This window comes from Citromicrobium bathyomarinum, assembly GCA_001306305.2.
In the GTDB taxonomy this organism is placed as follows: domain Bacteria; phylum Pseudomonadota; class Alphaproteobacteria; order Sphingomonadales; family Sphingomonadaceae; genus Alteriqipengyuania; species Alteriqipengyuania bathyomarina.
The window spans coordinates 687,127-705,830 of sequence record CP155577.1; the positions used below are offsets into that span (position 1 = coordinate 687,127).

The 18,704-nt window shown below is 62.1% G+C and carries 22 protein-coding genes; 4 read left to right on the forward strand and 18 right to left on the reverse strand.

The genetic code is table 11. The features are described from left to right. Genes trbJ through trbB form a run of 5 tightly spaced genes read right to left on the reverse strand, consistent with a single transcriptional unit; the run spans nucleotide 1 to nucleotide 4,775 of the window. Nucleotides 1-741 (reverse strand): P-type conjugative transfer protein TrbJ, encoded by a 741-nt coding sequence (trbJ, locus tag VO57_003530; protein XBL70425.1) that lies wholly within the window; start codon nucleotides 739-741, stop codon nucleotides 1-3. Continuing rightward, the gene (gene trbE / locus VO57_003535) at nucleotides 734-3,193 is read right to left on the reverse strand and encodes a conjugal transfer protein TrbE (protein XBL70426.1); all 2,460 of its coding nucleotides are present in this window, start codon (nucleotides 3,191-3,193) and stop codon (nucleotides 734-736) included. The genes trbJ and trbE overlap by 8 nt, the downstream gene beginning before the upstream one ends. 3 nt (nucleotides 3,194-3,196) lie before the next feature. Beyond that, a complete protein-coding gene (locus VO57_003540) occupies nucleotides 3,197-3,466 on the reverse strand; it encodes a VirB3 family type IV secretion system protein (GenBank protein XBL70427.1) in 270 nt (89 codons plus the stop codon). Continuing rightward, nucleotides 3,466-3,795, reverse strand: a complete 330-nt coding sequence (locus VO57_003545; protein XBL70428.1) for a TrbC/VirB2 family protein — start codon at nucleotides 3,793-3,795, stop codon at nucleotides 3,466-3,468. Before VO57_003545 ends, VO57_003540 begins: the two co-directional genes overlap by 1 nt. After that, nucleotides 3,792-4,775 carry a P-type conjugative transfer ATPase TrbB gene (trbB, locus tag VO57_003550; protein XBL70429.1) on the reverse strand — a complete coding sequence of 328 codons (984 nt, stop codon included), beginning with the start codon at nucleotides 4,773-4,775 and terminating at the stop codon, nucleotides 3,792-3,794. The genes VO57_003545 and trbB overlap by 4 nt, the downstream gene beginning before the upstream one ends. Before the next feature lie 249 nt (nucleotides 4,776-5,024). On the opposite strand from trbB, the gene VO57_003555 reads away from it, so the two are divergent. The 3 genes from VO57_003555 to VO57_003565 are packed head-to-tail and all read left to right on the forward strand — an operon-like array spanning nucleotide 5,025 to nucleotide 7,292. Continuing rightward, nucleotides 5,025-5,549: a TetR/AcrR family transcriptional regulator gene (locus tag VO57_003555; GenBank protein XBL70430.1), complete on the forward strand. Its 525-nt coding sequence runs from the start codon at nucleotides 5,025-5,027 to the stop codon at nucleotides 5,547-5,549. A gap of 11 nt (nucleotides 5,550-5,560) precedes the next feature. Next, nucleotides 5,561-6,223 carry an NAD(P)H-dependent oxidoreductase gene (locus tag VO57_003560; GenBank protein ID XBL70431.1) on the forward strand — a complete coding sequence of 221 codons (663 nt, stop codon included), beginning with the start codon at nucleotides 5,561-5,563 and terminating at the stop codon, nucleotides 6,221-6,223. A 16-nt stretch (nucleotides 6,224-6,239) separates the two neighbouring features. Continuing rightward, a complete protein-coding gene (locus VO57_003565; protein ID XBL70432.1) occupies nucleotides 6,240-7,292 on the forward strand; it encodes an alcohol dehydrogenase family protein in 1,053 nt (350 codons plus the stop codon). A gap of 79 nt (nucleotides 7,293-7,371) precedes the next feature. Here VO57_003565 and VO57_003570 read toward each other — a convergent pair whose 3' ends face one another. The 11 genes from VO57_003570 to VO57_003620 form a co-directional block, all read right to left on the reverse strand. Further along, nucleotides 7,372-7,794: a CopG family transcriptional regulator gene (locus VO57_003570; protein XBL70433.1), complete on the reverse strand. Its 423-nt coding sequence runs from the start codon at nucleotides 7,792-7,794 to the stop codon at nucleotides 7,372-7,374. An 8-nt stretch (nucleotides 7,795-7,802) separates the two neighbouring features. Then, nucleotides 7,803-9,812: a conjugal transfer protein TraG gene (locus VO57_003575; GenBank protein XBL70434.1), complete on the reverse strand. Its 2,010-nt coding sequence runs from the start codon at nucleotides 9,810-9,812 to the stop codon at nucleotides 7,803-7,805. A gap of 23 nt (nucleotides 9,813-9,835) precedes the next feature. Further along, nucleotides 9,836-11,593 (reverse strand): DUF3363 domain-containing protein, encoded by a 1,758-nt coding sequence (locus VO57_003580; protein ID XBL70435.1) that lies wholly within the window; start codon nucleotides 11,591-11,593, stop codon nucleotides 9,836-9,838. 247 nt (nucleotides 11,594-11,840) lie between these two features. Further along, nucleotides 11,841-12,524: a lytic transglycosylase domain-containing protein gene (locus VO57_003585; GenBank protein ID XBL70436.1), complete on the reverse strand. Its 684-nt coding sequence runs from the start codon at nucleotides 12,522-12,524 to the stop codon at nucleotides 11,841-11,843. A gap of 22 nt (nucleotides 12,525-12,546) precedes the next feature. Then, a complete protein-coding gene (locus tag VO57_003590) occupies nucleotides 12,547-12,894 on the reverse strand; it encodes a DUF736 domain-containing protein (GenBank protein ID XBL70437.1) in 348 nt (115 codons plus the stop codon). A 13-nt stretch (nucleotides 12,895-12,907) separates the two neighbouring features. Next, nucleotides 12,908-13,486: a S26 family signal peptidase gene (locus tag VO57_003595; protein ID XBL70438.1), complete on the reverse strand. Its 579-nt coding sequence runs from the start codon at nucleotides 13,484-13,486 to the stop codon at nucleotides 12,908-12,910. Further along, nucleotides 13,483-13,989 carry a DUF2840 domain-containing protein gene (locus tag VO57_003600; GenBank protein XBL70439.1) on the reverse strand — a complete coding sequence of 169 codons (507 nt, stop codon included), beginning with the start codon at nucleotides 13,987-13,989 and terminating at the stop codon, nucleotides 13,483-13,485. Before VO57_003600 ends, VO57_003595 begins: the two co-directional genes overlap by 4 nt. After that, nucleotides 13,986-14,270 carry a helix-turn-helix domain-containing protein gene (locus tag VO57_003605; protein ID XBL70440.1) on the reverse strand — a complete coding sequence of 95 codons (285 nt, stop codon included), beginning with the start codon at nucleotides 14,268-14,270 and terminating at the stop codon, nucleotides 13,986-13,988. Before VO57_003605 ends, VO57_003600 begins: the two co-directional genes overlap by 4 nt. Nucleotides 14,271-14,427: 157 nt before the next feature. Beyond that, nucleotides 14,428-15,291, reverse strand: coding sequence for a hypothetical protein (locus tag VO57_003610; GenBank protein ID XBL70441.1), 864 nt, complete (start codon nucleotides 15,289-15,291; stop codon nucleotides 14,428-14,430). 58 nt (nucleotides 15,292-15,349) lie between these two features. Next, the gene (locus tag VO57_003615; protein XBL70442.1) at nucleotides 15,350-15,835 is read right to left on the reverse strand and encodes a DUF2285 domain-containing protein; all 486 of its coding nucleotides are present in this window, start codon (nucleotides 15,833-15,835) and stop codon (nucleotides 15,350-15,352) included. 358 nt (nucleotides 15,836-16,193) lie between these two features. After that, the gene (locus VO57_003620; GenBank protein ID XBL70443.1) at nucleotides 16,194-16,469 is read right to left on the reverse strand and encodes a DUF2285 domain-containing protein; all 276 of its coding nucleotides are present in this window, start codon (nucleotides 16,467-16,469) and stop codon (nucleotides 16,194-16,196) included. A gap of 173 nt (nucleotides 16,470-16,642) precedes the next feature. Here VO57_003620 and VO57_003625 point away from each other — a divergent pair, with 173 nt between their 5' ends. Continuing rightward, nucleotides 16,643-16,861: a helix-turn-helix transcriptional regulator gene (locus tag VO57_003625; GenBank protein XBL70444.1), complete on the forward strand. Its 219-nt coding sequence runs from the start codon at nucleotides 16,643-16,645 to the stop codon at nucleotides 16,859-16,861. Between the two features lie 41 nt (nucleotides 16,862-16,902). Here the strand turns inward: VO57_003625 and VO57_003630 are convergent, their stop codons facing one another. Beyond that, nucleotides 16,903-17,235: a DUF736 domain-containing protein gene (locus VO57_003630; GenBank protein ID XBL70445.1), complete on the reverse strand. Its 333-nt coding sequence runs from the start codon at nucleotides 17,233-17,235 to the stop codon at nucleotides 16,903-16,905. A 666-nt stretch (nucleotides 17,236-17,901) separates the two neighbouring features. Beyond that, nucleotides 17,902-18,546 carry a hypothetical protein gene (locus VO57_003635; protein XBL70446.1) on the reverse strand — a complete coding sequence of 215 codons (645 nt, stop codon included), beginning with the start codon at nucleotides 18,544-18,546 and terminating at the stop codon, nucleotides 17,902-17,904. Between the last annotated feature and the right edge of the window lie 158 nt (nucleotides 18,547-18,704).

Genomic DNA, 18,704 nt, shown 5'->3' on the forward strand with positions numbered 1-18,704 from the left:
TTACCGGAACATGGTGACGGTGGTCGGTGCGTAGCCGCTTCCATAGTCGAGGAAGCGATCGAGGTTCTCGCGGGCCTGAGCCTCGGCGGAAGCCCTTCGGGCTGCGTCCAGCGCCTGCGCGCGGTTCTGCGCGGCGATGGCGGCGGTCAAATCCGTCATCTGCTGACTTTGCAGCGCGAGAAGCTGATTGCCGGCCTGTGTCGCCTGCAGGGCGCCGGTCGCGCTCTGGCTCTGGGAGACAAGATTGCTGAGCTCGGCGCGCGTTCCTTCGATATTGTCGACGACGCCCGCCTGAACCTTCAGGGCGTCCTCGTATCCGGCAACAGAGGTGCGCCAGCGCGCCTCGGCATTGGCGATCATGTCGGCAAAATCGCCGTTCGCGGCCGCCTCGCCATACTGTTCGTTGAACGCGGTTTCGATCTCGGAGACCTGATAGGCGATGTTCTGCGCCTCGTTCAGGAGATCCTGGGTGCGGGCGATCGTGTTCTGAAGCTGGGTGAGCGAGGAATGTGGCAGGCTCGCGAGATTGCGCGCCTGATTGATCAGCATCTGCGCTTCGTTCTGAAGCTGCTTGATCTGGTTGTTGATCTGTTCGAGCGTCCGCGCGGCGGTCAGCACGTTTTCGGCGTAATTCGACGGATCGAAAACGATGTCGCCAAAGCCGAACAGCGCATGGGCCGGTTGCACCGGCGCGAAGGCGATAGCGCCGGTCATCATGAGGGCGGCGAGTTTCTTACGCATGTGTATTCTCCTTGGTTTGAGGTGAAGAATCTGGATCGGGGACCGGGCCGAGCAGTTCGACGGCCCAGTCGAGTCCGAGCCGGGCGAGCCAGGCGGCGGCGAAGCCGTCCCGCCTGTGTTCGGCGAGGATGTCGGTGATGGCGGCCTGGTCGGATTTGGAGGATGCCGCGGTGAACGCGAGCGCGACCTCGCCGAGGCCGAGCGAGAAGAGCCGGTTGCCCCGCCGCGACTGGCAGTAATAGTCACGCTTCGGCATGGCCCGCGCGACGATCTCGATCTGGCGTTCGTTAAGACCGAAGCGGCGATAAATATCGGCAATCTGCGGCTCGAAGGCGCGTTCGTTCGGCAGGAAGATCCGTGTGGGGCAACTTTCGACGATGGCTGGCGCGATGGCGGAATTGTCGATATCGGCGAGCGACTGGGTGGCGAAGAGGACGAAGGCGTTCTTCTTTCTCAGCGTCTTCAGCCATTCACGGAGCTGACCGCCGAAGGTGCCGTCATCGAGCGCGAGCCAGCCTTCGTCGACGATGATCAGGCCCGGACGCCCGTCGAGGCGCTCCTCGATCCGATGAAACAGATAGGCGAGCACGGCGGGCGTCGCGGCCGATCCGATCAGCCCTTCGGTCTCGAAGGCCTGGAAATCGGCTGTTCCCAGTTCCTCCGTCTCGGCGTCCAGCAACCGTCCGAAGGGGCCGCCAAGACAGAACGGCGCCAGCGCCTGTTTGAGTTCGGTCGACTGCAACAGGACCGACAAGCCTGTCAGGGTGCGTTCCTCGACGGGCGCCGAGGCGAGCGAGGTTAGCGCCGACCAGAGATGATCCCGTGCCACCGGATCGACAGTGACGCCTTCGCGAGCGATCAGGCCGGACAACCAGTCCTGCGCCCAAGCGCGCTCGCTCGTCTCGTCGATATTGCGGAGCGGCTGGAGTTGGACGGCTGCCTCATTCTCAGACAACGCTCCGGCGAGATCCTGCCAGTCGCCCCCGCAGGCAACCGTCGCGCAGCGGATCGAACCCCCGAAATCGAAGGCAAAAACCTGCGCGCCGGCATAGCGGCGGAACTGCAGCGCCATCAGCGCCAGGAGCACCGACTTGCCCGAACCGGTGGGACCGACGACCAGCGTATGGCCGACATCACCGACATGAGGTGAAAAGCGGAACGGTGTCGACCCTTCCGTCTCGGCGTAAAACAGCGGCGGGCCGCCCAGATGATCGTTGCGCGCCGGCCCCGCCCAGATCGCCGAGATCGGGATCATGTGGACGAGATTGAGGGTCGAGACCGGCGGCTGGCGAACATTCGCGTAGAGGTGGCCGGGCAGCGAACCGAGCCAGGCTTCGATGGCGTTGACAGTTTCCGGCATGCAGGTGAAATCGCGGCCCTGTATGACCTTCTCGGCCGCCTTCAGCTTGGCGTCGGCGACCGCTTCGTCCTCGTCCCAGACCGTCAGCGTGGCGGTAACATAGGCGGCGCCCGCCATGTCCGCGCCGAGCTCCTGCAAAGCTTCGTCAGCGTCGGCGGCCTTGTTCGATGCATCGGAATCAAGCAGCGTCGAGGCCTCGTTGGTCATCACCTCCTTCAGGATAGCGGCGATGGATTTGCGCTTGGCGAACCACTGTCGGCGAATGCGGGTGAGGAGCCTGGTCGCGTCTGTCTTGTCGAGGCAGACGGCGCGCGACACCCAGCGATATTCGAAGGCCTGAGCGTTGAGTTCGTCGAGCAGGCCTGGCCATGTGGCGGTCGGGAACCCGGTGATGGTCAGCGTACGGAGATGATCATCACCCAGCTTCGGCGCCAACCCGCCGACAAGCGCACTGTCGGCCAGGAGCGCGTCGAGATGCATCGGCGTTTCCGGGACGCGCACGCGCTGGCGCCGGGTTGAAACCGTCGAATGGAGATAGGTCAGCGTCTCCTCGTCGGAGAGCCAGACCGCTTCCGGCATGAAGCCATCCAGAAGGTCGAGCAGACGATCCGTGCGCGCGGTAAAGCTTGCGACATGCTCCTGCGGGTTCAGACCCTTCTCCGGCGCGTCCTCATAGAGCCAGCGCCCGGCGCGGCTGGCATCGTCCGCTGGCGGCATCCAGGCGAAGGTCAGGAAATAGGCGCTCTCGAAATGGCTCGATGCTTCTTCGAACTGCGCCCGTCGTTCCGCATCGACCAGAGCCGAAACAGGATCGGGAAATTGCGAGAGCGGATAGTCCCGGGCGGGCAGTCGTTGCGCTTCGACGAAGACAGCCCAGCCGGAGCCGAGCCGGCGCAGGGCGTTGTTCAGCCTTCCCGAGACGGCGACGAGCTCCGCAGGCGTTGCGGAGTCGAGGTCAGGTCCCCGAAACCGCGCGATGCGCTGCAGGCTGCCGTCCTTGTTGAGGATGATGCCCGGCCCGATCAGCGCTGCCCAGGGCAGGAAGTCGGCGAGCAGCGAGGTTTTGGAGCGGTATTCGGCAAGGCGCATCATCGCTCAGACTCCGAACCAGGTTGGAAAACGAAGATGCCGCCGGGCGACGTCGACGATCTGGGCGTCATGCTTGGCAGCCCAGACGGCGAGCAGATGGCCGACGAGCCAGAGCGCGATCCCGACCACCCAGAGCCTGAGCCCAAGGCCGACTGCGGCCGCGAGCGTGCCGTTGGCGATGGCGATCGCACGCGGCGCGCCGCCGAGCAGGATCGGCTCGACCAGCGCGCGGTGAACCGGTGCATGAAAACCAGGGATTTCGGCCGCGCCTTCCATCAAATCAGCGCTCCGCCGCCGAAGGAGAAGAAGGACAGGAAGAAGCTCGACGCAGCGAAAGCGATCGACAGGCCAAAGACGATCTGCACCAGCCGGCGGAACCCGCCCGAGGAGTCGCCGAAAGCGAGCGTCAGACCAGTTATGATGATGATGATCACCGCAACGATCTTGGCGACCGGTCCTTCGATCGATTCCAGGATCGATTGGAGCGGCGCCTCCCAGGGCATGCCCGACCCGGCTGCATGGGCGGGCGCAGCAAGCAGAACGCCGACGGCGAGGGCCGTCGCATAGAGTGGCCAGCGTGGGTAAAGAATGGTGGTTCTGGTCATGAATGGTCTCCTGTCTGGGGGTGAAGAAGGGGCTGGAGCCGATAGTCGCCGGTCGCATCGAGGCGTTCGACGCGGGCGAGTTCGGACAACCGCCGCGCCGATCCGCGGCCCGAGAGGACGGCGATCAGGTCGATCGTCTCGGCGATCATCGCGCGCGGCACAGTGACGACGGCTTCCTGGATGAGTTGTTCGAGGCGGCGCAGCGTGCCGAGTGCCGAGCCGGCATGGATCGTGCCGATGCCGCCCGGGTGGCCGGTGCCCCAAGCCTTCAGAAGATCGAGCGCTTCGGCGCCGCGCACCTCGCCGATGGGAATGCGGTCGGGCCGCAGGCGAAGCGAGGAACGAACGAGGTCGGAAAGCGACGCGACGCCATCCTTGGTCCGCAGCGCGACAAGGTTCGGCGTCAGGCATTGGAGTTCGCGCGTGTCCTCGATCAGAACGACGCGATCCGCGGATTTGGCGACTTCCGCCAGCAGTGCGTTTGTGAGCGTCGTCTTGCCGGTCGAGGTGCCGCCGGCGACGAGGATGTTGGCACGCGTTGTGATGGCCTCGCGCAATGCCGTCGCCGCATTGTCCGGCATGATCCCGGCGGCGATATAGTCTTCAAGCGTGAAGACGGCGACCGCTGGCTTGCGGATGGAGAAGACAGGTGCAGCGACGACCGGCGGCAGCAAGCCTTCGAACCGCTCGCCTGTTCCAGGTAGCTCCGCAGACACGCGCGGGGCGCCGGCATGGACTTCTGCGCCGACATGGTGAGCGACCAAACGGACGATGCGCTCACCGTCAGCGGCTGATAGTTCTTCGCCCGTATCGGCGAGCCCCTCGCTCAGCCGGTCGACCCATAGACGCCCGTCAGGATTGAGCATCACCTCGACGACGCCCGGGTCCGCAAGCCAGGTGGCGACATGCGGCCCGAGCGCCGTGCGAAGCATGCGGGAGCCGCGTTCGATCGCTTCGGTTCTGAAAGGTTGGTCGGTCATTCGCGGCCCCGCAATTCTTTACGGGGCTCATCAAGAAGACCGTTAATGGGTCAGCAGCAACAGTGTTGTGGGCGTAGTAGTAGAAGGGCGTGTGAAGGCAGGAAAATGCGTAGGTAGCAGGATTGGAACACGGTCGGCTTTTCGGACTTTGCTGTTGCTTGTTTCGGTGACCCCAACGGCAGATTTAGCGAACCAGCGCAAAGCACCAAGAAGGTTGACAATGTAAAACGATCGTTTTACATTTGCACCATGAAAATAAGAAATCGTATCATCACTGCGGCGGAGACCGCTTTCGACCATTGCGGATTTACCGCTACGGGCATGGACCGTCTCACGGAGACTGCCAATGTCTCAAGCCGAACGCTCTACAAGCATCTTGGCAACAAGAACGCACTTATCGTTGCAGCTCTGGAACATCGCCGCCGACGTTTTTTCGCACAGCTCGATGTCCAAAGCGTGGATGCACTTTTCGCAGCCTTGCTCGACTGGACCGAAGCCGAAGGTGCGCGGGGCTGCCTTTTCTTGCGCGCGACTGGCGAGACGGGTGGGGAAGTTCCCGAGATTTCAGACGCGGTTACTGCCTACAGGACTGACCTGCGCGATTTGATCGAACGTCTTGTCGTGGCGGAGACCGGAAGCACCCACGAGACCGATACTATTCTGGTTCTCTTCGAAGGAGCCGTCACGGCTGCCTGCTATCGCGGCACTCAGGCCATCGCAGCGGCACGAACGGCTGCCGCTGTCGTGTTGAAACAGCCGCGACAACCTCAATAAGGATCACCGAAATGCGATTGCTCACTGTCTTTGCTCATCCCTTTCGGGACAAATATCCCTCAACTGTCATGGAGGCCTTTCACGCCCCCCTCCGCGAAGTAAAATGCGAGATTGATGTTCTAGATTTGCACCGGGAAGGCTTCGATCCGCGTTTCACCGAGGAGGACCATGCCCATTTTTGGGGCGGGCCCATCCCACCTGAGATCACCGCGGCACACGAGCGAGTAAACAAGGCTGACAGATTGGCGTTTATCTTCCCGGTCTATTGGTGGGGCATGCCCGCCTTGATGAAAGGTTGGATCGAGCGTGTCTTTACCATCGGATGGGCCTATCAGTTTGGCGACGGCGTTGATGATCGGGGAAAGGGTGCAAAATCTTCGCTCTTGGACAACAAACCAACTACCTTGATCGGCATAGCCGGATCGAAACAACAGACTTATGAAAGATATGGCTATGATGCCGCGATGCGCACCCAAATTGAGGTGGGCACATTCGCCTATTGCGGGATCAAAGATATCGAAAGCCATCTGATCTTTGATGTGGAAGGGGATCATAACGCAGACAAGCGTGATGCCGGATTGGTCATGGCCCGCGGGATTGCCGAGGAATTCATTGCTCCGGATCGTTTGGCAAGGGATGCCAAGGCTGATCACTTGCTCAAAAGGGCGAGTTGAAATGCAGGCTCAGGTCATGAACGCAGTTCTACTGATCGGTCATGGAGGCGTTGAGAAGCTCCAATTCCGTACGGATGTGCCTATTCCAGAACCCAAACCCGATGAGGTTCTTATTCGCGTAACCGCAGCGGGGGTGAACAACACGGATATCAACACACGCCTCGGCTGGTATTCAAAGTCGGTTACTGGGGCGACCCACGCAGATTCCGTGACAACATCTAACGAAGACGCCGGGTGGTCAGATACGCCCATCACCTTCCCACGCATTCAAGGGGCAGATGTCTGCGGTCACATCGTTGAGGTGGGGACGGATGTTGATACTGCACGCATCGGACAACGTGTTCTGATCCGCAATATGCTGCGCAGCTATGTGGACTGTCGGTCTTTCGAGTGCTGGACATTGGGCAGCGAATGCGATGGCGGGTTTGCTGATTACGTGGTGGCCCCCGCGCGTGAGGTATACGTGGTCGAATGCGATTGGTCGGACGCAGCCTTGGCGGCTGTGCCCTGCGCCTATTCGACCGCCGAAAACATGCTGACACGCGCTGGAGCCGGAGCGGAGCGCTTGCTGATCACAGGCGCTTCGGGTGGTGTGGGGTCGGCTGCAATTCAGCTCGCCAAACGCCGTGGAGCGCATGTGACTGCCTTGGCGAGTAATGATAAGACCGCAGCTGTCCAATCCCTGGGAGCCGATGTAGTCCTTGATCGCAGAGACCACCCAACAGACAAGATCGGCCAAGGACAAATCGACGTGGTCGTCGATCTCGTGGGCGGCGGGGCCGTGCAATCTCTCCTTGAAACGCTAAAGCGCGGCGGGCGCTACGCCATTGCCGGTGCCATTGCCGGGCCGCTTGCGGAAATCGATCTGCGCACAATCTATCTGAAGGATATTTCGGTCCTAGGGTGCACGTTCCAGGAAGACGGAGTTTTTGCAAACCTGATCCGCTACATCGAAAGAGGCGAGATTGATGCGCCCGAGCCGAAACTCTACCCGCTCAAGAAAATCGCACAGGCTCAACAGGATTTCATGCGAAAGGCACATACAGGGAAGATTGTGTTGGTCCCGTGAGGTAATCTCCGTAGATTATCGACTGCGAAAGCAGCCGTTTGCAGCTCCGCGGCAACTTTTTAAGAAGGGTCCAAAGCCGTCATTGCTCAGATCGGAGACCTGCAATGTCCTCCGATACTTCCTTCACCAGCGAGTTCCCCTTGGCAAGACGCCGGCCGAGCGTCTCCACAAAACCCTCATAGCGCTCACGCCCCTTAGCCTGCGCCGCGTCGCGCTTCGTGTCGGGCAGCGGGGGAGTCGTCGTGAGCCAGAACCGGACGAAGAGCGCCAGCGCTTCGGTGGTAATGGTCTGGTTGCGCTCCAGGCGTTCGACGGCGCGGGTCAGGCGATCGAGACGCCTGGTGATGGCGGCCTCGCGCTGGTCAGCGGCATCCGGCGATAGATAAGAGGCGAGCGCCGCCTCCACGACTTGCGATTTGGAAACCTTTCGGCGTGCTGCCAACGCTTCGAGCTCCGCTGTCAGCGATGGGTCGAAATACACATTGAGCCGGTCCTTCTTCATGGCGGGCCTCAAAGCTCGATGCCGTCATCGGGATCGAGCGAGGCCTGGCGCGCGATGCTTTTAAACCGCCCCTGCATCTGCCGGGCACGCTGCGCATCATCATCCGGCTCATCATCAAGACCTGCGAATTCCTCCCGTGCCGGCACCGTTCGTTCCGGAGCGATGTCTTCATGCTCGGGCAGTTCCGGTTCGCGACGGATGCCACCGTCACTGTCTTCACCCGCATCGCCGGAAGTCTTCTTCCTAGAGTCGGGTGCAGCGATGGACGCCCGGCCGTTCCAATCATCCGTTTGCGGTTTGTCGGACGCGGCGCGATCGGCAACCAGGTGCGGCGGTTTGACGATGCGTGACTTGAACTGCGGGTCGGCATAGTAACGCGCCTTCTTCCCCCGGATTGGCGGTGCGCCGGAGACGAGCACGATCTCGTCGTCCGGCGGCAATTGCATGATCTCGCCGGGGGTCAGCAGAGCGCGAGCCGTCTCCTGCCGCGAGACCATGAGGTGGCCGAGCCAGGGCGACAATCTGTGTCCGGCATAGTTCTTCATCGCCCGCATCTCGGTCGCCATGCCGAGGGCGTCAGAAACGCGCTTCGCGGTGCGCTCGTCATTGGTCGCGAAACTCACCCGGACATGGCAGTTGTCGAGGATGGCATTGTTCTGGCCATAGGCTTTCTCGATCTGATTGAGGGACTGGGCGATGAGGAATGCCTTGAGCCCATAGCCCGCCATGAAGGCGAGCTGGCTTTCGAAGAAATCGAGCCGACCGAGCGCTGGAAACTCGTCGAGCATCAGCAACAGGCGATGGCGCCTGCGATCGGTGTTCAGCTTTTCGGTCAGTCTGCGCCCGATCTGATTGAGCACGAGCCGGACCAGCGGCTTGGTGCGGCTGATGTCGGAGGGCGGCACAACGAGATAGAGCGTCGTCGGCCGTGTTCCGAAAACAAGATCCTCGATCCGCCAATCGCAGCGGCTGGTGACCCTGGCGACGACCGGGTCACGATAAAGACTGAGGAAACTCATTGCGGTCGACAGAACGCCCGAGCGTTCGTTCTCGGCCTTGTTGAGCAGCTCGCGCGCTGCTTGCGCCACGACCGGGTGCGGTCGGTCGCCGAGATGGGGCGTACGCATCATGGCCGCAAGCGTCGACTCGACCGGTCGTCCTGGATCGGAGAGCAAGGCGGCGACGCCGGCGAGCGTCTTGTCGGCCTCGGCATAGAGGACATGCAGGATCGCGCCGACAAGCAGCGAATGGCTTGTCTTCTCCCAATGGTTCCGGCGTTCGAGCAGGCCTTCGGGATCGACCAGGATATCGGCGATGTTCTGAACGTCGCGCACCTCGCTGTCGCCGCGCCGGACTTCGAGTAGCGGATTGTAGGCCGCGCTCTTCGCGTCGGTCGGATCGAACAGGAGGGTGCGGGAAAAGCGCGATCGCCAGCCGGCCGTGAGGTCCCAGTTTTCGCCCTTGATGTCATGGACGATAGCCGAGCCCGGCCAGGTCAACAGGCTCGGCACGACAAGCCCGACGCCCTTGCCGGAGCGGGTCGGTGCAAAACACAGGACATGCTCGGGACCGTCGTGACGGAGATAGCGGTTCTCGAAACGGCCGAGCACCACGCCGTCCTGGGCGAGCAGACCGGACGATTCAACGTCTTTGCGCTCCGCCCATCGTGCCGAGCCATAGGTGGTCACGTCCCGCGCCTCGCGAGCGCGCAGGACGGAGAGGAAGATGGCGACGGCGATCGCGGCGATCCCGCCGCTGCCGGCAATGATTGCGCCTTCAACGAAAACCCGCGGCGCGTAGGCGTCGTAGAAATACCACCAGCCGAAGAAGCTCCAGGGCGGATAGATCGGCCAGCCGAGAACGTCCGTCATCGGCGCGCCGAGTTGCGGCTGAAAGCCGAGACGCCATGCGGTCCACTGGGTCGCGGCCCAGATGAAGCTGAGCGCGACCAGCGTGACGATGATGATCTGGCCCCAGAGGATTCTGGCAGCCTGTGTCTGCTGGGTCTTGATCGGCATATCTTCTCCTTCCGGTGCAGCGCTCAGAGGCTGAGGCCCCGCTTGCGGCCGAGGCTCCAGTCGATCCCGCCGCCGGGCGTCATCGTCCCCGACACGCTTTGGCTGAGGTGGCGTTCGAGCTGGGGCTTCCAGGGGACGAGTTCGAAGCCGAGGCCGTCATCGATCATGGCGAAACGGCCCGAGGCGAGGTCGAGGCGCTGGCGATAGGTTCCGGCGATGCGCTCGCCTTCTGCGGGTTTGCGGCGCGGCAGGCCCGTCTCGGCTACGATCTTCGCCGCTGTCGCGTCGAGCTCTCGGTCGCGCAGCGTCTTCAGAAGATCGCGGGCGAAGGTGATGCGCCGACCGTTCCTGGTCGCCAGTCCTTCGGCGACGAGATGATCGCCACGTCGGTCCAGTGCCTCGCGAACTTCGGCGCCGAAACCGTCCATGCTGAGCGGCGCGTGATCCCTGGCCAGTTGCAGGCGGTCGAGCCAGGTCGCGCCGTTGGCGCCGATCTGGTTTTCGAGGTTGAGATCGGAGCGTCCGACCAGGGCCATGCGCTGGCGGTCGCTGTCGCCTGAACGCCAGACCCGCGTTTCGACAATGCCGCCTTCGGGCGTGTCGCCTGCGGCGTCGAGATCATGGAACCGCAGATGATGCACCCGGCCGTCGACAGCGTCGATCACGGCATAGGATTCGCCCCTCAGTTCATCATGAAGGCCGCGTTCGACCAGTCGACCGAGCACGGGAGTGTCCGGCGCAGCCTCGATCGCGAAGTCCGTTTGTGCGCGGCTAGGTCCGCTCGCCATGGCCCGATGCATGGTCTTGATGATGTCGCCACGCTCGGCAAGATCGCGCAGCGTCTGTTCTGCGCCAGGCTTCAGCGACCAGACCGCGGGGTCGAGCCTGTCCGCGAGACCGAGCCGTTCCAGTGTCTGCGCGCGGCCGATCAGCAGACTGCGCAATTCCGGATCGCGCGGTTCCGGCGAACCGGGTCGCAGATCGGCGACGCCGGCGCCGTCATCGGTGAGGCCCTGGAGCGCGCGGTCGAGGCCCGTCCAACGCTCTGCCGTGACCTCGGCCTGAAGCCCCGCGGCAATTTCGCGTTCACTGCGCGGCCCCAGCTCCAGCTCGACCAATTTCTCGGCGCGGCCGCGAAGACCCCGGCTGATATAGTCGCGAGAGATGACGAGGTCTTTTCCGTTCTCGGCACGGCCGCGCACCAGTATGTGCACATGCGGGTTGTCGGTGTTCCAATGATCGACGCCGATCCAGTCGAGGCCGGTGCCGAGATCGCGCTCGGCCTGTTTCATCAGGTCGCGCGTGAAAGCGCGGATATCTTCGAGGCGGTCGGCGTCTTCGGGCGAGACGATAAAGCGGAAATGATGCCGATCGTCTTCGCATTGCCCGGCGAAGGCACGATCATCAATGCCGTCCGCGTCGGCACTGAACATACCGGCTTCACGGCCGTCGCGCGTCACGCCCTCACGCTTGAGATAGGCGATATGCTTGGCGAGCGGCGCGGAGCGAAAGCGTGCACCGCGATGGCGGACGACGCGCGCCTTGACGACGACGCGTCGCTGCGTGCGGGACAGCCCGCGCGCCGCAGCGGTGAAACGTCCGCGGCCGAATTGTGAGCTTCGTCCGCGCGCCTTCGAACCGCCCAGCTTGTATCCGGTGTATCCGGCCTTGCGGGCGGCGCCCATGACCTGGCCGACGAAGCTCTGCGCCTTCCGGGCGCTTGTCCCCTTATTGCGGATACGGCCGGGCCGGATGCGCATGTCATTGTCGCGGTCGGTCATGACAAGGTGCCCGTTTGAAAGAGCGCGGCACGGTGAAACTCGTGTGAAAACAAGTGGTTAGATCGTGGGGCGGCACTGTGCCCCTCGCCGCGGCGGGCGAAATTTCGAACAACAACAACGACATAGCGCGCATCGGTGCTGCGCCTTTTATCTCGCCCTCCCGTCGTTGTTGCGCCGTCCGTCTCCGCCCTCCGTGCCGGGAACACACTGAAACGCGACGGACCGCGCTGGAATGCGATCAGCGATCTCATTGCTGATCCCCGGTTCGATTTGGCGCGAAGAGGCTGTCCGAAGCACCGGATGTGTGCGGAGGATAAACGCCTGAACCGCCGCTCGGGCGCGTTGCATCGGCAGAGTCTTGTCGGTCGGCATGCGCGGCGAAGAGTGGCGCCATGCGCCAGTCCATGACCATGACAGCGCTCTGCTGTTGTGGTTCTGCTGCATCCGGAAGACCGATAAGTGGTTCGAGCGCCGCCACATAGGCGCGGGTCTCACGGGGTAGCGGGCGGCCGGTCGCCAGGTGCTCGGCATAGCGCGTCGGTCCGGCGTTGTAGGCAGCGAGAAAGCCCGGCGACCCGAAGCGGTCATGCAGTTCGCGCAGGTAAGCGGCACCCGCTAGAATATTGTCGCGCGGATCGAACGGATTGCGCCCCAGACCGTAACGCGCGCGCAACTCATCCCACGTACCGGGCATGATCTGCATCAGCCCCATGGCGCCTTTTGGGCTGACGGCGCGCGCATCCCCGGCGCTTTCTGCGCGCATGACGGCGGCGACCCAGTGCGCCGGGATGCCGAACCGCTGCGCAGCTTCGGCGATATAGGCCGCATGGGGATTGCTGTGTGGCGCCGTCCCGGAGGGTGCGGTTTCTGCAGACACGCCGGTGGAAAAAACCACGCCGGAGAGCAGGCCGCAGAGGACGAGCCTCGCCATCAGTGCGCAGAGCTGAGACGGTTTAGCCGCGGTCATCGCGCTTCTCGGGGCGCTTTGCGGGACGGTTCCAATGCAGCGCCCAATGTCCGTCCTCGGCATCCGTCTCGAAGAGATTGGCGCGGATCGGAAAAGCGAATGTCGGATCGTCGATTTGCAAAGAGAGGTATTCGCCGGCCTTCTCGCCGGTGCGTTTCCAGCCGGCACCGATCTCCGGCCCATCATCACCACCATGATGGATGCGATAGTCGGGCGCGTTCTCGCTGTCCGACGGCGCTGCCGGGACGAGGGTGAGTTCGCGGTAGAGAATGAGCGTGTGAAGCCGACCGACAAAGCCGGTTTCCGTGCGCGTGAATAGGCCGATCTGAGCCATGGGAGGGTTCCTTTCATTTGCGGTCGGAAGAATCTGGAGGGGCGTCGGCGCGGCGCTCGGCGCGCCAGACATAGCGGCCATCGCCTTGGTTCTTGGTGAGTATCGGGATGGCGCGGCCGATCACGGCGTTCGCCGGGAGCGCGCCGAAATAGCGACCGTCGAGACTGTCGGGATGGCTCGGATTCAGGAGGAATAGTTCCGTCTCGGCGACGATATGGCATCCCTGCCATACGGGCAGATCGCGTCCGAAGCGGTCGCTTGGTTGCGCCTGCGCCATGGTAATGTCGCCGACCGTGACGACGGCGCCGTCACGACAAATGCGCTGTCCGGGAAGCGCAACGATGTGCTTGAGGAGCGGTACGCCGTCGGGCAGGTAGCCGCGCTCGTCGAGATAGATCGCAAGCGATTTCGGAGGATCGACAACGACCAGATCGCCGACAGAAAGATCGTCGTCCGAACCGACGGCGTACAGCCCGATCGGCGCACTCGCGGAGACGTTCCAGATCAGCTTCGGACTGACATGGACGAAGACCAGTCCGCCGATCGCGAGCGCCGAGAAACAGGTCGACATGACGTAACCGAGCCGGGTCATGATACGCTCCCCGCCGTGGCAGTGCGCTGTGTCTGTGGATCGGGCGGACAGGTCTGGCGCAGAAGCCATGCGCGGTGTTGAGTGGCTGTGTAGGAGCGCGGCCCCAAGCCTGCAGACAGCCTGTTATGAACGTGGCGCCAGTAGTCCGGCGCGGCGTCCGCCGGGTCGATGCCGAGGGCTTCGATTTCATCGACGATCTGGAGAACCCGTTCGACCTTGGGCCAGCCGGACAGGCGCAGCAAACTGTCGCCGCCGGGTGTCACATACGGAACGGTCGCGTAGGGCTCGCCCGGTCGGGGCGCACGCAGAATGTCGATCCGGCTTATCGCCGTGCCGAAGTCATTTGCCTGCCATCGGACGAAGGCAAAGACAGCGCCGGGATCGAATGCGGCGGTGCTGCGACTGCGGCTCTGAATCGTACTCCGCACGATTCGGCCGAAGCGAATCCAGTGCTCGATCCGCTTCTCGATCCAGACGAGTTCGACAGTGGCGCCGCCGCTCATGAGCGGGCCTTCCGCACATAGGCGGGTGAGATCGCGGCATGCCGCTTGGCGGGCGGAACCTCTTGGCCCGTGTCATCCGAGGTTGAATGCTTCTCACCGCGGCTGACCCAGGCCTGCAGATCCTCGATCGCATAGACCACACGCCCGCCGATCTTCGAATAGCGCGGCCCCGTGCCATAGGTGCGGTGCTTTTCGAGGGTTCTGCCCGACAGGCCGAGAAAACGGGCCGCCTCGGGTGTTCTCAGATAGCGTGGGGGAAGTCCGGCATTGGGGTCTGGCATGGGTCGCGTCTCCGGTTAGGCCGTCCCGCTGCAGGATGCGCGGGACTGTCGGAGACGAGAAAAGCGTGAGATGACCCCCTGGAGGGATGACGATCAGCGTACAGCGAAAACGTCACCCCCTAAACTACGGCAGTAAATGACGCTGCAGCGGGCTCGATCAGAACGGGATTTCATCATCCAGATTGGCGGCCGGTGTCTGCCGCGAGGCTTCTATGCGCTCGATGAATGCAAGCGAGGCGAGGACACAATCGATGATGAATTGCGCTTCGGAAACCTCAAGTAGCTCATTGTCGTGCGCGAAGGAGCGCTTGTTGCGCGCTTGGTTCAGACCGTCGAAGAGCTTGTGCTGAACGCGGAGTGTCGGCAGGGCGAACTCGCTGACGGCGCCTTCATCACGTAAGGCCTTGCCGTATGCGCCGAATATGGCGTCGAGCGGAGTCTTTGCATCGACGACCTGGTCCCGCGATGCGAGCAGATCGCGGAAGCGTTTGACGCAATAGGTATGCACACGATCCAGTGCGACATCCGGTTTTTCCGCTACAAGATCGGCGGCGATGGACGCACGTAGTTTGGGCAGCGTGGTGTCGCGCGAGAAGTCCTTGAACGCGTCGTCGAGGTTCAGCGTAGACGCATTTTCAAGCTCATTCGTGAACTGCTCAAGCCATGCTTTCAGGCGCTCTTCTTTCGCGGCGTCCGCATCCACATAGCCATCGAGACTGCAACGATACGCCCACAAGACGCGAAGAACCTGAGCGACGAGGCGCGGTTCAGCGACCTCGACAAAGCCTCTGAGTGTTTTGCCCTTGCTCGCGCCTTCGACCTGGAAGCGTTCTTGGAATATCTGGATGTCGAAATTTTCCTCAAACCACTCGGCCATGGTTCGGTCGGAAAAGTCGAGAACGTAGCCGCCGCCACTATGAAATATCTGGTCAAAGACAGCTCGTTGCTGAGACGGCAGCCGGCGCGTGCGTCCGATAATCCTGGGAAGGTTGGAATCAAGGTCTTGCGAAGGCTGAGTCATCCGATGAACATACCGAAAACCTTCCGTGGCGCACAGTCACTGTGAAGTATTGGCGGCCTCAGCGGCCTTTGCCCTGAAGAAGTTGGCGATAACCGCGATCGATCATCATCCGCCCGTAAGTGGCCAGCCGCGCAACCTGCGCCTTGAGCGAACTGGTCTTCCACGGTTCGGCGGCGACGCGATCAGCGCCGAAGAAGGCCGTGGCAATGGCACGATAGCTGGCGCCGCTCTGGCGTCCGTCGATCGTGCGGAGGGCGCGTTTCAGTCGCTCGCGCCGATGTGGCGTAATCGGCGGATCTGAGTCGCGCTCGATAAGTTGGCGATACAGTCTGTCAGCGGCAGCAAGCCGAACGGGCCAGGCGTCATCGAGAGGAAGCAGGAGACCTACAGGCCGATCATCGACCAGATTACCGACAAGATTGACGCCGTTCTCCAATCGCATCCACGACAGTCCGTCGTCGCCCGTTTCGCGATCTGTGATGCTGTCGGGAGGAATGGCGGCGGTCAGGCCGATGTCGGGCAGAGACGCGATCAGGTGAACCACTGCGGGTGCAGCGGAAGGCAGCCAGAAGACCGGGGCGCCAAGTGCGTTGAGCTCCGGGTCTACCGGGAAATCGCAACCCCCAATCGGCTGGAGCGCCGCCGCCCTCCTGCATCATGTCGTAGTCTTTGCGATAATGCGTGTTCCGCCGAAGGCACTCCCAGGCAAGCCCCGAGATGTCGAGCTGATCGAAATGATCATATTGGTGATCGTCGCGCCAGTCGGCCGGCATGGCGAACTTCTCCCAATCACACGCCGAAATGTTGGACGGCGTCAGCTAGTTGGGATGTTTCGCCGTAAATCGGCGGGTGCATAGTACGGGCACAAGCATCGTGCGATGCGTACAGTGCATCGCTACCGCCTATTCCAGGGGAAGACCGTTCCTGAGAATGTCCCGATATCCTTGTTCGGTCATCCAACGCGCGCGGGACAGGTGGCTGTCGTGCACACGGCGGGCCCGCTCCGGCTCCGCCCTCGCGTCGATGCCAAGCAAGACCGGCGACACCTCTTCCAGCGATGCTCCGGCGTCATTGGCGTCGAGAAGTCGCATGTAAAGCTTGAGGTGATCGCGATCATAGACGGTCACGGCCGCATCGTTCGGCGGGGCATCTGCGATCGTAAGCGGGGTGGCGGGCATCGGCGTCCTGGCGAGTGTGGCACAATTGTTAATGAACCGGAAACCATGACGCATGCAAGCGCCGGCCGGTTGAAATGCCGCCGGTGCGACGACTGCGGTGCGCTTCGGTCGGCATGTCGTCCGCGTATTATAATACGTCGCATCAAAATACGCGATCCGCATTTTACTTGCGGATGGATATTCGTGACGTTTTTGGAAAGAATCTCAAGCACTACCGGATGAAAATCGGCATCAGCCAGGACGCGCTGGCGGCCAAAATGGGCGTTGATCGCGCCCATGTGAGTTCGATGGAGCGCGGCCAGCAGAACGTGACCATCATCACCCTTTGGCATGCGGCGCTCGCGCTTGACGTGAAGCCGGCTGCACTTCTCGACGATCAGGCTCAGGATTAGAATTAGAGGCGCCCCGCCCGCTGAGCGGGGCGCCGGAAGCGTCAGTCGCCGTTCTGGCGGCGGGACCGCGACCAGATGAGACTGAAGCTCTCTTCGCCCTCGATGACGGTGTCGTCGAAGAGGTTGGCGTAGATCGGCGCGGTGAAGCTTGGATCGTCGAGCTTGAGGCTCAGATAGTCGCGACCTTCGTTCGAGCGTTTGGACCAAGCGGCGCCGATTTCGACGCGGCCTACGAAGACGCGGTGCGAGGGAGCGTTGTCGTTAGATGACCCCTCTTCAGGGACGATGCGGACGTTCTTCGCCTGAACATTCAGGGTGACGATCTCGCCGACGAACTCGTTGCCGGTCTTCTTGAAGGTTCCGATGGTGGCCATGTCAGTTCTCCTTTTGGCTTTCGAGCCCGCGCCCATCGCGGCCTCGATGGCGATCGGCACGGCCGGGGCGACCGCCGACGCAGTCCTTGCGACCCGCAGCGCAAGCGGAGGACAGCGGAGACGGAGTTTCTTGTTCCGCGAGGAATGGGCGAAGCCCAGGGGACGAAAGTCCGGCTCCGCCGTTGCGGCCAAGGGGGTCGAGGCATCAGCCGATCCCGGCCAGATCAGTCCATGAGAGGCTGAGACGGGCGTGGGGGAGGTTCAGGAGACCTGTAGAAAGTCGCCTGCGAATACCGATAAACGCCGGCAATATGTTTTGAAGGGTGGTCGCCCGCATTGGGCCAAGAGAAGAATGACGTCATCCGGGAGAGGGCAGATCGACAAGGCTGTGACCTGTCGTCGTCCGACGCGGCGCCCGATCGGCCCCCGCTGCCAGCGCACGAATTCGGCCACAGGACTCTCTAGCGAACCCGGTGCACGCGCGGCCAATTTCAGTCGATAAGCTGACAACTGGACGGAGCGGTTGGGAAAGGAGCTATGCGGACAAAACCGCCAACCGGACGGCACCAATGAATGTCCTCTTCGCGGCAAAATAGAATTTGTATCTGAGGCAACAAATGCCCGGCGACCATTGGCCGCCGGGCACTCGATAAAGGCACTCGTTACTTACTTGATTGCCAGAATGTCGAAGTTACTGACGTTGGCGACCACGCCGTCGTCCCAACCGCCCTCGACCAGAACCGACGCTTTTTCGTTCAGAAGCCCGGCAACCTGCCCAGCAAAGTGTGCCTCGCGACCTGAGTTGTCGGCGAAGATGTCAAAGATTGCGAAGTTGTTTTCGTCAATCTGCAAAGCCGCCCAGAACAGCGTCTTTGGCTCTGTATCGGCCACGATCGGGCCAGCCGCCGTCAACAATGCAGCCAGATTATCGGCCTGTCCTGGAGCCGCTTCGAGCCGGATATATGTTGCAGTTGTGGCACTGTAGAGATCAACCGGTGCTTTGGCTGACAGAACGTCCGAGTTGTTGATGTTGGCGACAACTCCAGCATCCCAACCGCCGTCTACTAATGTGTCTGCGTTTCCATTCAGTGCGCCTGCGACAGCACCTGAAAAATGGGCATTGCGGGCAGCTTCATCCTCAAAGACATCGAAGATCGCTAGGCTGTCGCCTGCTTGCAAAGCAAACCAGAGTTTGGTGCCGGGCTCGGTTTCTGCGACCAGTGGGGCAGCACCTGCAAGAAACTCGGCAAATGCGTCGGTCTGGCCGGATGCGGCGGGCATTTCGATAAAGCTGGCAGTGTGATCGTTCATGACGTTTTCCTGTGCGTTTGCGGAAGTTGTTGCAGAAATCAAAGCGAGTGCTGAGATGGTGTGAAGGATTATGGATTTCATTGGTCTTCTTCTGAGTTTGGGTTCATCGTTCGTTTTCGATGAGCCCTTGTCCCATGTGCCACCCTCATGACTCCAAT